Annotated in this window: 14 protein-coding genes; 8 read left to right on the top strand and 6 right to left on the bottom strand. The window is 57.7% G+C overall.

Annotation, left to right across the window (positions count from 1 at the left end):
- Nucleotides 1–75 precede the first annotated feature (75 nt).
- From eptB to AAHB66_RS00925, 3 genes are all read right to left on the bottom strand, one after another.
- Entirely contained in the window at nt 76–1,767 is a 1,692-nt protein-coding gene (eptB, locus tag AAHB66_RS00935; RefSeq protein WP_347114896.1) for a kdo(2)-lipid A phosphoethanolamine 7''-transferase, read from the bottom strand.
- A gap of 267 nt (nt 1,768–2,034) precedes the next feature.
- The gene (locus AAHB66_RS00930) at nt 2,035–3,237 is read right to left on the bottom strand and encodes an MFS transporter (RefSeq protein WP_347114895.1); all 1,203 of its coding nucleotides are present in this window, start codon (nt 3,235–3,237) and stop codon (nt 2,035–2,037) included.
- Nucleotides 3,238–3,443: 206 nt separating this feature from the next.
- Nucleotides 3,444–4,148 carry an autotransporter domain-containing protein gene (locus AAHB66_RS00925; RefSeq protein ID WP_347114894.1) on the bottom strand — a complete coding sequence of 235 codons (705 nt, stop codon included), beginning with the start codon at nt 4,146–4,148 and terminating at the stop codon, nt 3,444–3,446.
- Nucleotides 4,149–4,328: 180 nt separating this feature from the next.
- On the opposite strand from AAHB66_RS00925, the gene tag reads away from it, so the two are divergent.
- Both tag and AAHB66_RS00915 read left to right on the top strand, forming a co-directional pair.
- Nucleotides 4,329–4,910 (top strand): DNA-3-methyladenine glycosylase I, encoded by a 582-nt coding sequence (gene tag, locus AAHB66_RS00920; RefSeq protein WP_347114893.1) that lies wholly within the window; start codon nt 4,329–4,331, stop codon nt 4,908–4,910.
- A complete protein-coding gene (locus AAHB66_RS00915; RefSeq protein ID WP_347114892.1) occupies nt 4,888–5,334 on the top strand; it encodes an N-acetyltransferase in 447 nt (148 codons plus the stop codon). The genes tag and AAHB66_RS00915 overlap by 23 nt, the downstream gene beginning before the upstream one ends.
- On the opposite strand, the gene AAHB66_RS00910 is transcribed toward AAHB66_RS00915, so the two are convergent.
- Nucleotides 5,297–7,576, bottom strand: coding sequence for a molybdopterin guanine dinucleotide-containing S/N-oxide reductase (locus AAHB66_RS00910; RefSeq protein WP_347116562.1), 2,280 nt, complete (start codon nt 7,574–7,576; stop codon nt 5,297–5,299). The two genes, AAHB66_RS00915 and AAHB66_RS00910, sit on opposite strands and share 38 nt — an antisense overlap.
- A gap of 216 nt (nt 7,577–7,792) precedes the next feature.
- Between AAHB66_RS00910 and AAHB66_RS00905 the strand changes: the two genes are divergently transcribed.
- The 6 genes from AAHB66_RS00905 (at nt 7,793) to ghrB (ending at nt 13,828) form a co-directional block, all read left to right on the top strand.
- Nucleotides 7,793–8,455 (top strand): OmpA family lipoprotein, encoded by a 663-nt coding sequence (locus tag AAHB66_RS00905; protein WP_106995506.1) that lies wholly within the window; start codon nt 7,793–7,795, stop codon nt 8,453–8,455.
- A gap of 169 nt (nt 8,456–8,624) precedes the next feature.
- Nucleotides 8,625–9,641 (top strand): LacI family DNA-binding transcriptional regulator, encoded by a 1,017-nt coding sequence (locus AAHB66_RS00900; RefSeq protein ID WP_347114891.1) that lies wholly within the window; start codon nt 8,625–8,627, stop codon nt 9,639–9,641.
- Between the two features lie 102 nt (nt 9,642–9,743).
- On the top strand, nt 9,744–10,493 hold the full coding sequence (locus tag AAHB66_RS00895) for a sugar phosphate isomerase/epimerase (RefSeq protein ID WP_347114890.1): 750 nt from the start codon (nt 9,744–9,746) through the stop codon (nt 10,491–10,493).
- 4 nt (nt 10,494–10,497) lie between these two features.
- Nucleotides 10,498–11,436 (top strand): sugar kinase, encoded by a 939-nt coding sequence (locus tag AAHB66_RS00890; protein ID WP_347114889.1) that lies wholly within the window; start codon nt 10,498–10,500, stop codon nt 11,434–11,436.
- Nucleotides 11,437–11,545: 109 nt separating this feature from the next.
- A complete protein-coding gene (locus tag AAHB66_RS00885; protein WP_142487786.1) occupies nt 11,546–12,826 on the top strand; it encodes an MFS transporter in 1,281 nt (426 codons plus the stop codon).
- 27 nt (nt 12,827–12,853) lie between these two features.
- Nucleotides 12,854–13,828 (top strand): glyoxylate/hydroxypyruvate reductase GhrB, encoded by a 975-nt coding sequence (ghrB, locus tag AAHB66_RS00880; protein ID WP_347114888.1) that lies wholly within the window; start codon nt 12,854–12,856, stop codon nt 13,826–13,828.
- Nucleotides 13,829–13,885: 57 nt separating this feature from the next.
- On the opposite strand, the gene cspA is transcribed toward ghrB, so the two are convergent.
- Together cspA and AAHB66_RS00870 are read right to left on the bottom strand one after the other, a co-directional pair.
- On the bottom strand, nt 13,886–14,098 hold the full coding sequence (cspA, locus tag AAHB66_RS00875) for an RNA chaperone/antiterminator CspA (protein WP_032615822.1): 213 nt from the start codon (nt 14,096–14,098) through the stop codon (nt 13,886–13,888).
- 351 nt (nt 14,099–14,449) lie between these two features.
- On the bottom strand, nt 14,450–15,160 hold the full coding sequence (locus AAHB66_RS00870) for a DUF3053 domain-containing protein (RefSeq protein ID WP_337018249.1): 711 nt from the start codon (nt 15,158–15,160) through the stop codon (nt 14,450–14,452).
- Nucleotides 15,161–15,396 lie beyond the last annotated feature (236 nt).

The raw sequence follows: 15,396 nt of genomic DNA, 5'->3' as shown, positions 1-15,396 counted from the left end.
TACTGCTACGCTCTGCCTCCGTCAATCCCTTATTTTGCAAAAGCCTTTCGATCGGTTATAAACTCGCCAGGCCTGTTACTTTGCGGCTTTCGCAGCGCCGTCCGGCACTTTACACCAGTTGTTATTCTCGTTAATCCCGCCGTCTGGCGAGGTATAACCGAGGCAACCGAGGATCGTGTCGTACAGCTCCACATGACGATGCGCCACTTTCATATCCGCCTGCTCTTTAAGATGCGCGAACATTTTGGCTTTCTCCGGGTTCTCCAGATACTTGTCGGACATCCACACCATCATCGGCACGCGGAACTGCTCCGGTGGAGCCATCTTGCGCGGCGTACCGTGCAGGTGCTCTTTCTCGTTAATCGACTCACCGTGGTCGGCAGCGTAGAAGACAATCGCCTTCTTATCGCGCACCTGGTCAATCACGCTGTCGATAAAGTGATCCACGTAGGTCACCGAGTTGTCGTAGGAGTTGATCAGCTGCGCTTTGCTACAGTCTTTATCCACGCCCTTACACTCCGGCGTCCATTTCGCGAAGCTGCGCGGATAACGCTGGGTGTAGTTGAAGTGCGACCCTTTGGTATGCAGGATGATCATGTGCTTACCGTTCTGGTTGCCCTGCAGGGAGCGCTGCATCTCGTCGATCAGCAGCATGTCGTCCACGCTCTTACCGCGGTTACGCGGCTCGGCGCCAATCTGCTCGCGGTAGGCGATATTGTTGGCCATGGTGTTGCTATAGAACCACATCTCGCTCTGCATCGCGTAGAGGTCGGAGCTAAAGCCCAACTGACGCAGTACCGAGAAGACGTTCTGCTCTTTCAGCGTCCGCTGCGGGTTATCGCTCGCCCCACCCTCACGCACGAACATGCAGCGCAACGAGAGCTTGGTGGCGGTATCACAGGAAGTACCGCGGAAGGCGACGAGGTTTTTCTCCTGCGCCAGCTTCGGTGTGGTATCCCGCTCATAGCCCAGCATACCCATATGATCCCAGCGCGTGGTTTCGCCAATAATGAAGATCACGTAGGTATCGTCGATATCAGACGGTGCCTGATAGGTGAACTTCTTCGCCGGGTTCATCAGCGATTTATTATCGGAAGACTCATCCACCTGCGCCCAGGCATATAACCCCAGCGCGGAGATCCAGTTGGACGGCAGATAGGAGTTCGCCACCACGCCGCCGTAGCTCGGCATATCCACGCCGGAGGTACGCTCAACGTTCTTCTGCTGCAGATCCAGGAGACGGATTGGCCCCCAGACCATCAAACCCGCCAGCACCACTACCGCGGCGCTACGGATGCGCTGCCCTGGCGTACGCAGCTGGCGCAATAACGTATAGCGACAGCGGTTGTTCCAGATAAGCAGCAGCGGCAGGATGCTGACGCAAACCAGCCAGAGAATAAAGTGTATACCGACCACCTCTTTCGAGAGATCGATATCCGTGGTCATTACCGAGGCAATAATGCCGTAGCCAATCACCACGTTCATAAAGGTCATGTAATAGCTGGCACCTGCCGAGCACAGCACCACCAGCGTGGCGAGTACGCGCCAGATCCGCCGTCCAAACAGCGACAGCAGACGCAGCAAAAAGAAGGTGACCAGCACAGTGCCCACCAGTTCAACGACCGCAGCGACTCCTTTCCAGGCGGTAAAATCTTGCGCATAACCATCAAACCGACGGAAAAAAACTGCGCCATTCATAAACAGACCGATGTACAACGCGAGCAAAAAGCTGAGCTTTTGTTGCGTCATCGCTTTGATATATTTCATTAATGCAACCTGGAAAAAGGTAAAGTAGAGCCGCTTCACTCTTGGTCAAAAAGTGAACAGGATATTTCATTGCTCAGGGGACAGTTATCGGAAACGTCTTTAAGCGCGGTAAGTAGACCACAGGGAAAAGAAAAAGTGGCAGCAGAGAATGTGATCCCTGCAAATATTTACAAAAAAACAAGTCCGATGACATACCTTCGGCCTGTGCTTTACGGATTGCAGAAACAAAAAAAGGCCGGAATATCCGGCCCTTAGAGGGTATTTTAATCAGGCATGCGCTTCCTTAAATATTTCGCGCTGCGGCTGGCGAATAGTGGTGGAAAGCGCCAGAGAGAGGATCAGCAGGGCGAATATAACGCAGAAGGTGACATAAAAGCCGCCGAACAGCGAAGCAATAAGCGAGCCGCAAATACTGCCGATACCAAATCCTAAATAAATAACGCCGTAGTTTTTCGCCAGGTTATTCAGACCGAAGAATTCACTCACCAGCGACGGGAAGACGGTAATAGTGCCGCCGAAGTTAAATGCAACGCAGGCAATAGCGGCAAAGAAGGTCACTTCGTTAAGCGGGGCGAATAACAGCGCCGCCATCCCCACCAGCGACACCACCTGGCCAATAGTAATGACGCGGATACGGGCGATTTTATCGGAGAGGATCCCCAGCACCAGGCGGCCAGAGAGGTTGGCGATGGAGATGATGGTGACTGCGTTAGCCGCCGTTGCGGCATCCAGTTTCACCATCCCCTGCGCGATATCCTTCGCCACGCCAATCACATACAGACCACTCATACAGGCGGTCAGGAACATCACCGCCAGCATCCAGTACTGCGGTTTACGCATGGACTGGGCCAGGGTGAAGTCGTTCTCCACCACGCCGTTAACGGATTTCACTTCCTGCTGAGGAGCATCTTTCATCAGGGTGGCGCCGAACAGGATCATCACCAGTACGATAGCGCCCCAGATCATGAAGGTCTTTTCCAGACCGACGGTGGCCAGCAGATGGCTGTCGATAAACTTAAAGCCCAGGCTGCCGAGACCATAAGAGCCAATGGCAAAGGCGGAGATCAGCCCTTTACGCTCCGGGAACCACTTCACGCAGTTCGACAGGGTCAACAGATAGCCCGCGCCGTCCGCCAGACCCACCAGCACCCCGGCGCTCAGCCACAGCATCATCAGGTTGCTGGAGTGGGCGGTCAGGAAGAAGCCGACCCCCAGCAAAATCCCGGAGGCCATGGTGACGCGTTTCACGCCGAAGCGTTCCTGTAATTTACCGGCCACGGACGATGAGAGCGCCAGCCCCAGGCTCAGCAAGCCAAAGGAGAAGGCCACCTGGCTGACCGGGGCATCGAGTTTATCGGAGAGGGCGCTGTTAAACAGGCTCCAGGTATAGACTGAACCCAGGGCAAACTGGGTCACGATGGTGCCGATAAGGGTCAGCCAGCGGGTGCGGTTGTAAGTTGAAGTGTTCATGGCAGTTGTCCTGCAGCAGAAAAAAGGGAAATTCACTGCTGACAACGATAACCAAAACCCCACATGAACAGGGGTAAAACGGCATGAAATGCAGAGGCGCTGGAATGAAATGCCAAAAATCAGGAATGAATGACCTGGACTGCCGTCGGAACCCGCCCCGGGGAAGAGTAATTCCCGGGGCTGCTCAGGTCATTCATGCGCTGATTTCAGAACCTGGCGCTGACGCCGAGGGTATAGAGATAATCTTCTCCGGTGGACATGTTTTCGGCCTGCGACATCGAGGCATAGGCCGCCATATACGGGTTGATCAGCATGTCGGCCCCGACGGTGACGTCCATCCAGTTGCCGTACTGCGTCGACGGCGCCAGACGCCCCAGCCCGGACTGCATCTTCCACTGATTATCACCAAACTGCTGGTTATAGCTGATTTGCGCCCAGGGTCGCACATCGCCCAACCGGGTATCAACGCGCCAGCCCAGCGTGCTGACGCTGGCATGCCATAGCGGATCGATCAGCGACTGTGTACTCACGCTGTCACCAAACTCGTTAACCATATTGGGCGTGGAGCCGTCGTAATGCCAGGCGGCAACCGGTCCGGTGGTAAAACGGCGGGCAACGGGAATACTCCAGCCCACGCTCATCGTGCTGGTCGCGTCCGTCGGTGACGAATCGGGCAAATTCAGCGCCAGACCGGGCGTATTCTGTGAAGAGAGGATCCGCTCTTTGAGAATGTCCTCATAACGCGGTTGGTGATCGTCATCCCATGTATAACGCTCAGTAGTATTACTTTTTGTATCCGAAACGATATATTCCTGTTGCCAGGCATTTGCTGTGTTGCCTGTCAGCAGACAGGCCAAGAAACTCACCAGACCGGTTACGGCATGGCGGCCACTTATTTTTTTTATAATCATCAAAGCGACTCCAGAGAAGAGCCGAATTCGGCGATATTTGTGATTGTTTATAGTGAGGCTACGCGGCTACATGAAGAATGTTGCGTATCAGCCTGTATTAACTATTGTCTCTTTAGATGACACGTCAAGCCGGGTCGATTGAAATTTTTGCAATTTCAGGAGCAACAAGGGAGAGAACCAATGCAACGTTGTGGCTGGGTTAGCCAGGATCCGCTCTACATCGCCTATCACGATAAAGAGTGGGGGGTGCCAGAAACTGACGGAAAGAATTTGTTTGAGATGATCTGCCTTGAAGGCCAGCAGGCCGGGTTGTCCTGGATCACCGTGCTTAAAAAGCGGGAAAACTACCGCCAGGCCTTCCACCAGTTCGATCCGGTACTTGTCGCCGGAATGACCCCCGCCGACGTCGACAGGTTAGTGCTGGATGCGGGCATTATTCGCCATCGCGGCAAAATCGAAGCCATTATTGGAAACGCCCGGGCTTACCTGGCGATGGAAGAGAACGGCGAGCGGTTTACCGATTTCGTCTGGTCCTTTGTCGATAACACCCCGCAGGTGACCCGGGCGGCGACGCTTGCTGAGATCCCTACCTCAACGCCCGCCTCAGACGCCCTGTCGAAAGCGCTGAAAAAGCGCGGCTTTAAGTTTGTCGGCACCACCATCTGTTACTCCTTTATGCAGGCCTGCGGGCTGGTTAACGATCATGTCACCGCCTGCCACTGTCATCCCGGAGGTCAACATGATCCGCAAATGGCTCAGTGACGATGTCGAGCCGCTGCTGACTCTCTGGCTGGAGAGCACCACCGTTGCCCATCCGTTTATCGACGCGCAGTACTGGCAGGAGAGCGAGGCGGTCGTGCGGGAGGTCTACCTGCCGTCGGCAGAAACCTGGGTGTGGGAAGAGGACGGTCAGCTGCGGGGCTTCATCAGCGTGATGCAGTCAGTCTATATCGGCGCGCTGTTTGTCGACCCGGCTTTTGCCGGACAGGGCATTGGGCAGGCGCTGATCCATCATGTGCAGCAGCGCTACCCGTCTTTAAGCCTCGAGGTTTACCAGAAGAACAGCCGGGCGGTGAATTTCTACCATGCTCAGGGCTTTCGGATTGAAGACAGCGCCTGGCAGGAAGATACCCAACACCCGACCTGGCTTATGAGCTGGCAGGCGGATCAAACGCCGTCAGCGTAAGCGTCGGCCCCTGATACTTTTCCAGCCACGCCAGCGCGGTATTCCCCGCACAGCCATTCCCCAGCTTCGAGCTGGGGAGATCTTTGGTCAGCACGTTGACCGCCCCGTTCTTACAGATCCCGCCATTTTCAGCATCCAGGTCTGGCCATGCCCCCTGATGAATGCAGATCACCCCCGGCTTAATGCCGTCGCTGACCACCGCCCCGGCCAGCACCTGACCGCGATGGTTCCAGACGCGCACCAGGTCGCCGTCGGCAATACCGCGCGCGTTGGCGTCATCCGGGTGCAGCGTTACCGGCTCGCGTCCGGCTACCGCGTACTGCTCGCGCAGTGAAGAGTAATTGAGCTGGCTGTGCAGACGGTGCGCCGGGTGGGCAGAGAGGATCTGCAGCTGCTCCGGCTCGGCATTGCCATGCCACTCGTCCGGCTCCAGCCACATCGGGTGCGGCGGACAGTCGGCATACTGGAAGCTGGCGATCCGCTCAGAGTGAATCACAATTTTACCGCTTTCGGTTTTCAGCGGATGGCTCTCAGGATCGCGGCGGAAATCGGCGAAGCGCACGAACTTCGCGTTCTCGTCGGACTCCGGCATTTCAACGATGGCATTGGCTTCCCAGAACTCGGCGAAAGGTGGCAGCGTCACCCCCTGCGCCGCGCCGCGCTGCCCGGCGATCTGATAGAAGGTCTCCAGCCACTCCAGATCGGTTTTGCCTTCGGTAAAGCGCTCCCCGCCGCCCTGCTCCCAGCGCTCGCTCAGCTCGGCAAACACCTCCAGGTCATCACGCGCTTCATCACGCGGCGGCACGACCCGCTTCATCGGCACCATATGCTGGTTGCTGTAGTCTCCGGTCATGGTCATGTCGTTACGTTCAAACGAGGTGGTGGCCGGCAGGACGATATCGGCATGCTTCGCCGCTGCGGTCCAGAAGCACTCGGAGATCACCACCAGCTCCGGCTTTTGCCAGGCGCGGATCAGGCGGTTGGTGTCCTGATGATGGGTAAAGTTGGCGCCGCCCGCCCACCAGACGAAGCGAATGTCCGGGAAGTGTCGATCCAGCCCGTTGTGCTGATAGAAACCACCCGGGTTTTCCAGGGCCTCGACAATCCGGGCGACCGGGAATTTATCCACCGCGTCCGTCCCGCCCTTGACCGAGCCCTGCATTGAGGCCAGCACCGCCGCGCGCCGCGTCGGGTTGCCGCCGTTGGCAAAGTGGTACGACAGACCAAAGCCGCCGCCCGGGGTGCCGATCTGGCCGAGCATCGCCGCGAGGGTGACCAGCATCCAGTGCTTCTGCTCGCCAAACTGCTGGCGCTGCATGCCCCAGCCGGACATCAGCATGGTAGTGTTACTGTGGAATAACGCCGCCAGTTCGCGAATTTTCGCCGCCGGAACGCCGCAGATGTCGGCAGCCCACTCGGCGGTTTTGGCGATACCGTCGGTCGCACCGAGAAGGTAGTCGGCAAATTTTTCATAGCCGCTGGTACAGCGCGCGAGAAACGCCTCGTCCTGCCAGCCGTTCTCCACCAGCGTATGGGCGATCCCCAGCATCATCGCCACATCGGTGCCCATATGCGGAGCGATCCACTCGGCGCTCTCGCCAAAGAAATCCATGGTTTCGGAGCGCATCGGATCGATACAGATCAGGCGCTTGCCGCTTTTACGCAGCGCGTCGAAGTACGGGATGCCCTGCTCGTCGCTGGCGTTCCAGGCAATTTTCAGGGTGTTAAGCGGGTTGGCACTCCACAGTACCACCACGTCGCTGTGCTCCAGCACCAGCGGCCAACTGGTCTGCTGCTGATACACCTCGTTGCCGCCCACCACATAGGGCATGATGGCCTGCGCCGCACCGGTGGAGTAATCCCCCAGATGACCGGTATAGCCGCCCGCCAGGCTCATATAGCGCTGAAGCAGGGTGGCGGCTTTATGCAGAACACCGTTCGAGCGCCAGCCGTACGACCCGGCAAAAATCGATGACGGGCCATAGTTCTCACGGATACGTTTGTGCTGCGCGTCAATAAGATCCAGCGCCTGATCCCAGCTGACGCGCACAAACTCATCCTGCCCGCGCACCCCCTGTGGGTTATCCGGTGAAGCCAGAAACCCTTTACGGACCATCGGCCAGCGCACGCGGGTTTTGCTGTGCACCTGGTCGCGCACTGCGGTTTGCAGAGAGTTAGGGTGCTGCGTCGGCAACGCGCCACGGGACGAGATCACCGTGTCGCCGTCGGTTTCGACCAGCATGGGCCCCCAGTGGGCTGCCGTCAGAATGGTTTTTGTAGAAGTGGTCACAGCGTGTGCTCCTGGATTGCCGGTTGCAGGTTTTCTCAGCCTTCATTGAGGCTGTTTATGATTCGTCACAAATTTAAGAGTTATCCCCGGAATTTTCTCCGTAACTGCACGTCATAATCAACCGCCACGCCCGTCGTGGCAAAGAATAAAAAAGCTTAAGGAAAGAAGATGAAAAAAAGCGCACTTATGATTGCCGCCGTAGTCAGCGGCGCACTGGTTGTTTCAGGCTGCACCACCAACCCTTACACCGGCGAACGCGAAGCGGGTAAATCAGGCATCGGCGCGGGCATCGGCTCCCTGGTCGGCGCAGGCGTTGGCGCCCTCTCCTCCTCGAAAAAAGATCGCGGCAAAGGTGCCCTGATTGGTGCCGCAGCAGGCGCAGCGCTGGGCGGCGGAGCCGGTTATTACATGGACGTGCAGGAAGCGAAGCTGCGCGACAAAATGAAGGGAACCGGCGTGAGCGTCACCCGCAGCGGCGATAACATCATTCTGAATATGCCGAACAACGTGACCTTCGACAGCAGCAGCGCGACGCTGAAACCTGAAGGTGCCAACACCCTGACCGGTGTGGCGATGGTGCTGAAAGAGTACGAAAAAACCGCGGTGAACGTGCTGGGCTATACCGACAGCACCGGCAGCCAGGATCTGAACATGCGTCTCTCCCAGCAGCGTGCCGACGCGGTAGCCAGCGCCCTGATCACCCAGAACGTCGCGGCGAACCGTATTCGCACCAGCGGCATGGGCCCGGCGAACCCGATCGCCAGCAACAGCACGGCGGAAGGCAAAGCGCAGAACCGCCGCGTGGAGATCACGCTTAGCCCGATCCAGTAGGTAAAAGCAAAACGGCGACCTGGTTGCCGTTTTTAGTGTTTGCACCCTCTCCCCGTGGGAGAGGGCCGGGGTGAGGGCATCAGGCCGCACAAACCCCAGGCCCGGTAAGCGTAGCGCCACCGGGCATTTTCGCGCTAAGGTGTACGCATCAATAGCAAGGAAATCAGCGATGAGCAAATCAACACGGCCCACCATCAGCGACGTGGCGAAAGCCGCAAAAACCGGTAAAACCAGCATCTCCCGTTACCTCAACGGCGAAAAACACCTGCTGTCCGACGCGCTACTGGCCCGTATTGAACAGGCTATCGCCGAACTCGACTATCGCCCGAGCCTGATGGCCCGCGGTCTTAAGCATGGCAAAACCCGTCTGATCGGCCTGATCATCGCCGATATCACCAACCCCTACTCCGTTAACGTCCTCAGCGGCATTGAAGCCGCCTGCCGGGAAAAAGGGTTTACCCCGCTGGTGTGTAACACCAACAACGAAGTCGACCAGGAGCTGCACTACCTCGATCTGCTGCGCAGCTATCAGGTAGAGGGCATCGTGGTCAACGCCGTGGGGATGCGCGAGGAGGGGCTAAACCGCCTGCAGCAGTCGTCCCTGCCGATGGTGCTGATTGACCGCAAAATCCCCGATTTCGCCTGCGATGTAGTGGGGCTGGATAACACCCAGGCCGCCACAACCGCCACCGAACACCTGATTGAACAGGGCTTTGAAGCGATCCTGTTCCTGAGCGAGCCGCTGGGAATGGTCAATACCCGCCGCGAACGCCTGAGCGCCTTTCGCACCACCCTCGCCCGCTATGCCGGCGTGGTAGCCGAGAACGTCGAAATCCCGCTTCACGAGTCGGAGCAGCTGGACAACGCCCTGCGCCAGTTTCACACCCGCCATCGCGGAATGCGCAAGGCGGTCATCTCCGCTAACGGCGCGTTAACGCTGCAGGTCGCCCGGTCGCTGAAGCGCATTGGCCTGCACTGGGGCAGCGACATCGGTCTGCTGGGCTTTGACGAGCTGGAGTGGGCCGAGCTGGCAGGCGTCGGCATCACCACCCTCAAACAGCCCACCTGGCAGATTGGCTTTGCTGCCGTCGAGCAGGTGGTCCGCAGGATCAACGGTGCCGATGAAGCCGTGCGCGAGCAGGTCTTCTCCGGCGAACTGATCGTACGCGGTTCCACGGCACGTTAATCCCCCTTCGTGATGGCGATCATAAATCCAGCATCCTGAACTTTTCTTTGGAACCGGTTCCATCTAGCGTAAAGAGTATCAGCTACGTGATGGAGTCCGCCAATGGGCAGAAAAATTATTGTTGTCACCGCCGCGTATGGCGCTGACAAGGTACGTGAAGCAGGTGGCCAACGCGCCATGCTGCACGTGATCGCCGGCGCGGGTGCCGACGGGGTCGAGATCCGCCGGGAGTTATTCAGCGACGCCGAACTGGCGTCTTTACCCACGCTGGCCGGATCCATTGAACTGCTCGGCCTGCTGGCCTGCTACTCCGCCCCCGATGCCCTCTTTACCCCGGACGGCACCCTCAATCCCATGCTGCCCCGCTACCTTGCCGAAGCCGCGACGCTCAACGCCCTGTGGCTGAAAGTCTCCCTCGGTCATTTCAGCGATAAGCAGCAGCTCGATGCGCTGCGTGCGCTGCTCAACGAAACCGGCATGACGCTGGTAGTGGAAAACGACCAGACGCGCTGCGGCCAGCTGGCCCCGATGCAGCGTTTCAAGGCGGCCTGCCGGGTGATGAACCTGCCGGTTACGCTGACTTTTGATATGGGCAACTGGCTGTGGGTGGGTGAATCCCCGGAGGAGGCCGCGAAGCATCTGGCGCCTGCGGTAAGCTATATCCACGTCAAAGCCGCCGTGCCCCATCAGCAGCAGTATCGCGCCGTGCCGCCGGATAACGATAGCGCCCGCTGGCAGGCGCTGCTGGATCAGCTCCCCGCCGACGCTCCGCGCGGAATCGAGTTTCCGCTGGAAGGGCCAGACCTGACGGCTGTCACCCGTCACTATGTCAATTTACTGCGCGAGGAGTAACCCCATGCCGCACGCTCTGGATGTAATCACCATTGGCGAAGCCATGGCCATGTTTGTCGCCACAAATACTGGCGAACTCAGCGCCGTCGACCACTTTATCAAGCGCGTTGCCGGGGCAGAGCTGAATGTCGCTACCGGGCTGGCGCGCCTTGGCCTGAAGGTGGGCTGGGTGAGCCGCGTCGGCAATGACAGCTTCGGCCAGTTTGTGCTCGACACCCTGAAAAAAGAGGGGATCGAAACCGCTGGCGTCACCCTGGACGGCCGTTATCCGACGGGCTTTCAGCTCAAGTCAAAAGTCACCGATGGAACCGATCCCATTGTGGAATACTTCCGCAAAGGCTCGGCGGCCAGCCATCTGTCGGTAGAGGACTTCAACCCGATCTGGTTTACCGCCGCAAGGCATCTGCATCTGAGCGGCGTGGCGGCGGCGTTGTCCGCCAGCTCTTACGCCCTGCTCGATCACGCGGCAGGCGCAATGAAAGCCGCGGGCAAGACCATTTCGTTCGACCCGAACCTGCGCCCGGTGCTGTGGAAAAGCGAAGCGGAGATGGTGGAGAAGCTGAACCACCTCGCCTTCCAGGCCGACTGGGTATTACCCGGCGTGAAAGAGGGCCAGATCCTGACCGGAGAAAAAACGCCGGAAGGGATCGCTGATTTTTACCTGAACCGGGGCGTGAAGGCGGTGATCCTGAAGACCGGAGCCGACGGCGCCTGGTTTAAAACCGCTGAAGGTGAGCAAGGTGCCGTGGCGGCGATAAAGGTCGAGCACGTCGTTGATACCGTCGGCGCGGGAGATGGCTTTGCCGTTGGCGTGGTCAGCGCCCTGCTGGAGGGGAAAACGCTCCAGCAGGCCATCACCCGCGGCAATATCATCGGCTCGCTGGCGATCCAGGTTCAGGGCGACAGTGAAGGATTACCCACCCGGGAACAGTTAGGGGAATAAATTCCCTCACTCTGCCCCTCTCCCCGGATGGGAGAGGGTATAAACAAACAGACCCCCCCTGTACCCTACAGACAGCGGCGGTTACTCCCTCAACCACAGAGGCAAGCCTATGAACAGTGCAACAAATGCAGTAAAACGCTGGTGGTACATCATGCCCGTCGTGTTCATCACGTACAGCCTGGCGTATCTCGACCGCGCGAACTTCAGCTTCGCGTCCGCCGCAGGCATCACCGAAGATCTGGGGATCACCAAAGGCGTCTCATCGCTGCTGGGCGCCCTGTTCTTCCTCGGCTATTTCTTCTTCCAGATCCCCGGCGCGATCTACGCCGAACGCCGCAGCGTGCGCAAACTGATCTTCGTGTGCCTGATCCTCTGGGGCGCCTGCGCCTCCCTGACCGGGGTGGTGAATAACATCCCGGCGCTGGCGGCCATTCGCTTTATCCTCGGCGTAGTGGAAGCGGCAGTCATGCCGGCGATGCTGATCTACATCAGCAACTGGTTTACCAAATCCGAACGCTCGCGCGCCAATACCTTCCTTATTCTCGGTAACCCGGTCACGGTGCTGTGGATGTCGGTGGTTTCCGGGTATCTGATCCAGTCCTTCGGCTGGCGCGAAATGTTCATTATTGAGGGCGTTCCGGCGGTGATCTGGGCCTTCTGCTGGTGGGTGCTGGTGAAAGACAAACCGGCGCAGGCCAAATGGCTCTCTGAAGATGAAAAAGCGGCCCTGCAGGCGCAGCTGGATAAAGAGCAGCAGGGGCTGAAAGCGGTGCGTAACTACGGCGAAGCCTTCCGGTCACGCAACGTGGTGCTGCTGTGCATGCAGTACTTCACCTGGAGCATCGGGGTTTACGGTTTTGTCCTGTGGCTGCCGTCCATCATCCGTAGCGCGGGCGATAACCTCGGTATGGTCGAGGTGGGCTGGCTGTCATCCGTGCCCTATCTGGCAGCCACCATCGCCATGATCGTGGTCTCCTGGGCATCGGATAAACTGCAAAACCGTAAGCTGTTCGTCTGGCCGCTGCTGTTAATTGCTGCCTGCGCCTTTATCGGCTCGTGGGCGGTGGGCGCAAACCACTTCTGGGTTTCCTATACGCTGCTGGTGATCGCCGGTGCCGCGATGTACGCCCCGTATGGTCCGTTCTTTGCCATCATCCCGGAAATGCTGCCGCGTAACGTGGCGGGTGGCGCGATGGCGCTGATCAACAGCATGGGTGCGCTGGGCTCGTTCTTTGGTTCATGGTTCGTGGGATATCTGAATGGCGCAACCGGCAGCCCGTCGGCCTCGTACATCTTTATGGGGGTGGCGCTTTTTGCCTCGGTGTGGCTTACTTTAATTGTTAAGCCTGCTAATAATCAGAACCTTCCCGTCGGCGCACGCCACGCCTGAACCCTTTTAAAATCAACGGAGATTAGCATGAAGCCGTCCGTCATTTTGTATAAAGCCCTGCCTGATGCGTTACAGCAGCGCCTCGAAGATCATTTCACCGTTACCCGGGTCAACAACCTGAGCCCGGAAACGGTGCAGCAGCACGCTGACGCGTTCGCCGGTGCCGTCGGGCTGCTCGGCTCCAGCGAAAAAGTGGATGCTGCGCTGCTGGAGAAAATGCCGGCGCTTCGTGCAACCTCCACCATTTCGGTGGGCTATGACAACTTCGACGTTGACGCGCTGAATGCCCGTAACGTCGTGCTGATGCACACCCCAACCGTGCTGACCGAAACCGTGGCCGATACGCTGATGGCGCTGGTGCTTAGTAGCGCGCGTCGGGTGGTGGAAGTGGCCGAGCGCGTCAAAGCCGGGGAGTGGACCAAAAGCATCGGTCCGGACTGGTTCGGCACCGACGTGCACGGCAAAACGCTGGGTATCGTCGGGATGGGCCGCATCGGCCTGGCGCTGGCGCAGCGCGCCCACTTCGGTTTCAACATGCCGATCCTCTACAACGCGCGTCGCCAGCATAAAGAAGCCGAGGAGCGTTTCAACGCCCGCCACTGCGACCTGGACACCCTGTTGCAGGAAGCGGACTTCGTCTGCCTTATCCTGCCCCTGACCGATGAGACGCATCATCTGATGGGCAAAGCGCAATTTGAGAAGATGAAGAAGTCCGCCATCTTTATTAATGCGGGTCGAGGGCCTGTGGTGGATGAACAGGCGCTGATTGCGGCGCTGAAAAACGGTGAGATCCATGCGGCGGGGCTGGACGTGTTCGAGCAGGAACCGCTGCCGGCCAGCTCAGAACTGCTGAAGCTGCCTAACGTGGTGGCGCTGCCGCACATTGGCTCTGCGACGCACGAGACGCGCTACAATATGGCGGCCTGTGCGGTGGATAACCTGATCGACGCCCTACAGGGCAAGGTCGATAAAAACTGCGTTAATCCCCAGGCCAAACCTTAAAACGAAAAAAACCCGCCAGAGGCGGGTTTTTTAAATTCTTTTAGCTGAGTTGGAAGCTTACAGGCTTACAACGTTACCAGCTGCTGGGCCTTTAGCGCCGCTTTCGATGGTGAAGGAAACTTTCTGACCTTCGTCCAGGGATTTGTAGCCATCGTTCTGGATAGCAGAGAAGTGTACGAACACGTCTTTTGAGCCATCGTCAGGAGTGATGAAGCCGAAACCTTTATCAGCGTTGAACCATTTTACCAGACCAGTCATTTTACCAGACATAGATATTACCTTTTTAAAAATTTGTTTTGCCTTCCGGCGCGATGATGGAATGTGTTACAGATTTTTAAGCGATGAAGGAAGGGTCACTACGAAGGGTATCTAAGGATAACGCATCTGGACTGCTTAACTAAACTGCTTTAGGTCTGTGTAACAAACCGACGAGGACTATTAAACATAGTTACGGGATCAAAGACAAGCTTTATTTTCTGGCAGAACAAAAAACCCCGCTTTTAAGCGGGGTTTTATTATGGTGCATTCGCCCGGCGGCGCTTCGCTTGCGCGGGCCTACAGATGTTGTAGGCCGGGTAAGCGCAGCGTCACCCGGCAAAAATGCGAGCACGATGACTGACGTTATTCCGTTGCAGCCGTAGCCGCGGCCCAGGCCTGGCTAAACGCCTGATGCTGTGCTGCCAGCGGTCCAATCAGCGTATTGTACTGGCTGGCCTGCTGTGAGGTCGGGAACTGGATGCCGTTAGAGACAAAGCTCACCTGAGTGCCCTGCTGCGAAATAAAGTCCGCCACCTGCACCAGCTGCTGGGTGAAGATCTGCGCAGCCGGAATGAGCGGCTGCAGCGCATCGGCAGGCTTGGTCACCACCTTTTCATACACTTTGTCGAACACAGGTTTCAGGTCTTCACCCTGTTTCAACGCAGAGCGCGCGCCATCAGCCTGCATTTTGGCGTTCTGCAACTGCTGGCCCAGCACACCCAGTGCACCGTTTGACTGGCTCAGCGGCTCACGCTGGGTTACATAGTCCTGCGGGACGCGAATCGCATTCACGCTATCCACTACCGGACGCAGACCTGCGTCCATCGCCTGATTCACCTGCTGTGAATAGCCATACAAAATGGCATAGTCGGAAACGAAGGGACCGAACTGTTTTTTCTGATCCGCAGTCAGCGTTGGCAAACGCTCGCCACTGCGCATCGCAGTATTTTGCAGGAAATCGATAAACGCTTTGCGCTGATCGCCTTCCTTATCGAAACACCCACTCAGGCTCACTACCATTAACAACGCCGCAAGCGGCGCAAACCAGCGAGAGCAGAGCTTTCCTGTCGCCATTGTTATTACTCCTTTCACCCAAAAAAGCGCACACCGGCACACGCGTGCCCGACGCTGCCAAGGATAGTCCAGGTCAGGCCTGCAAGATACTCTTTTCATGTAAAACGGCTATTGCCATATAAATTCTTACCATTTACAAAAAAATACCTGATGCTATTGCGCTACTGAATAATCAAGTCATTAGCATACGTAATCAGTCGGAAAACAAGCGAGCGAAACGTATCGCCTGAAATTAA

The sequence above is a fragment of the Leclercia sp. S52 genome (assembly GCF_039727615.1).
Taxonomy (GTDB): Bacteria; Pseudomonadota; Gammaproteobacteria; order Enterobacterales; family Enterobacteriaceae; genus Enterobacter; species Enterobacter adecarboxylatus_B.
The sequence above is the reverse complement of the archived record's forward strand: the minus strand, read 5'-3'. Positions and strand labels throughout refer to the sequence as shown.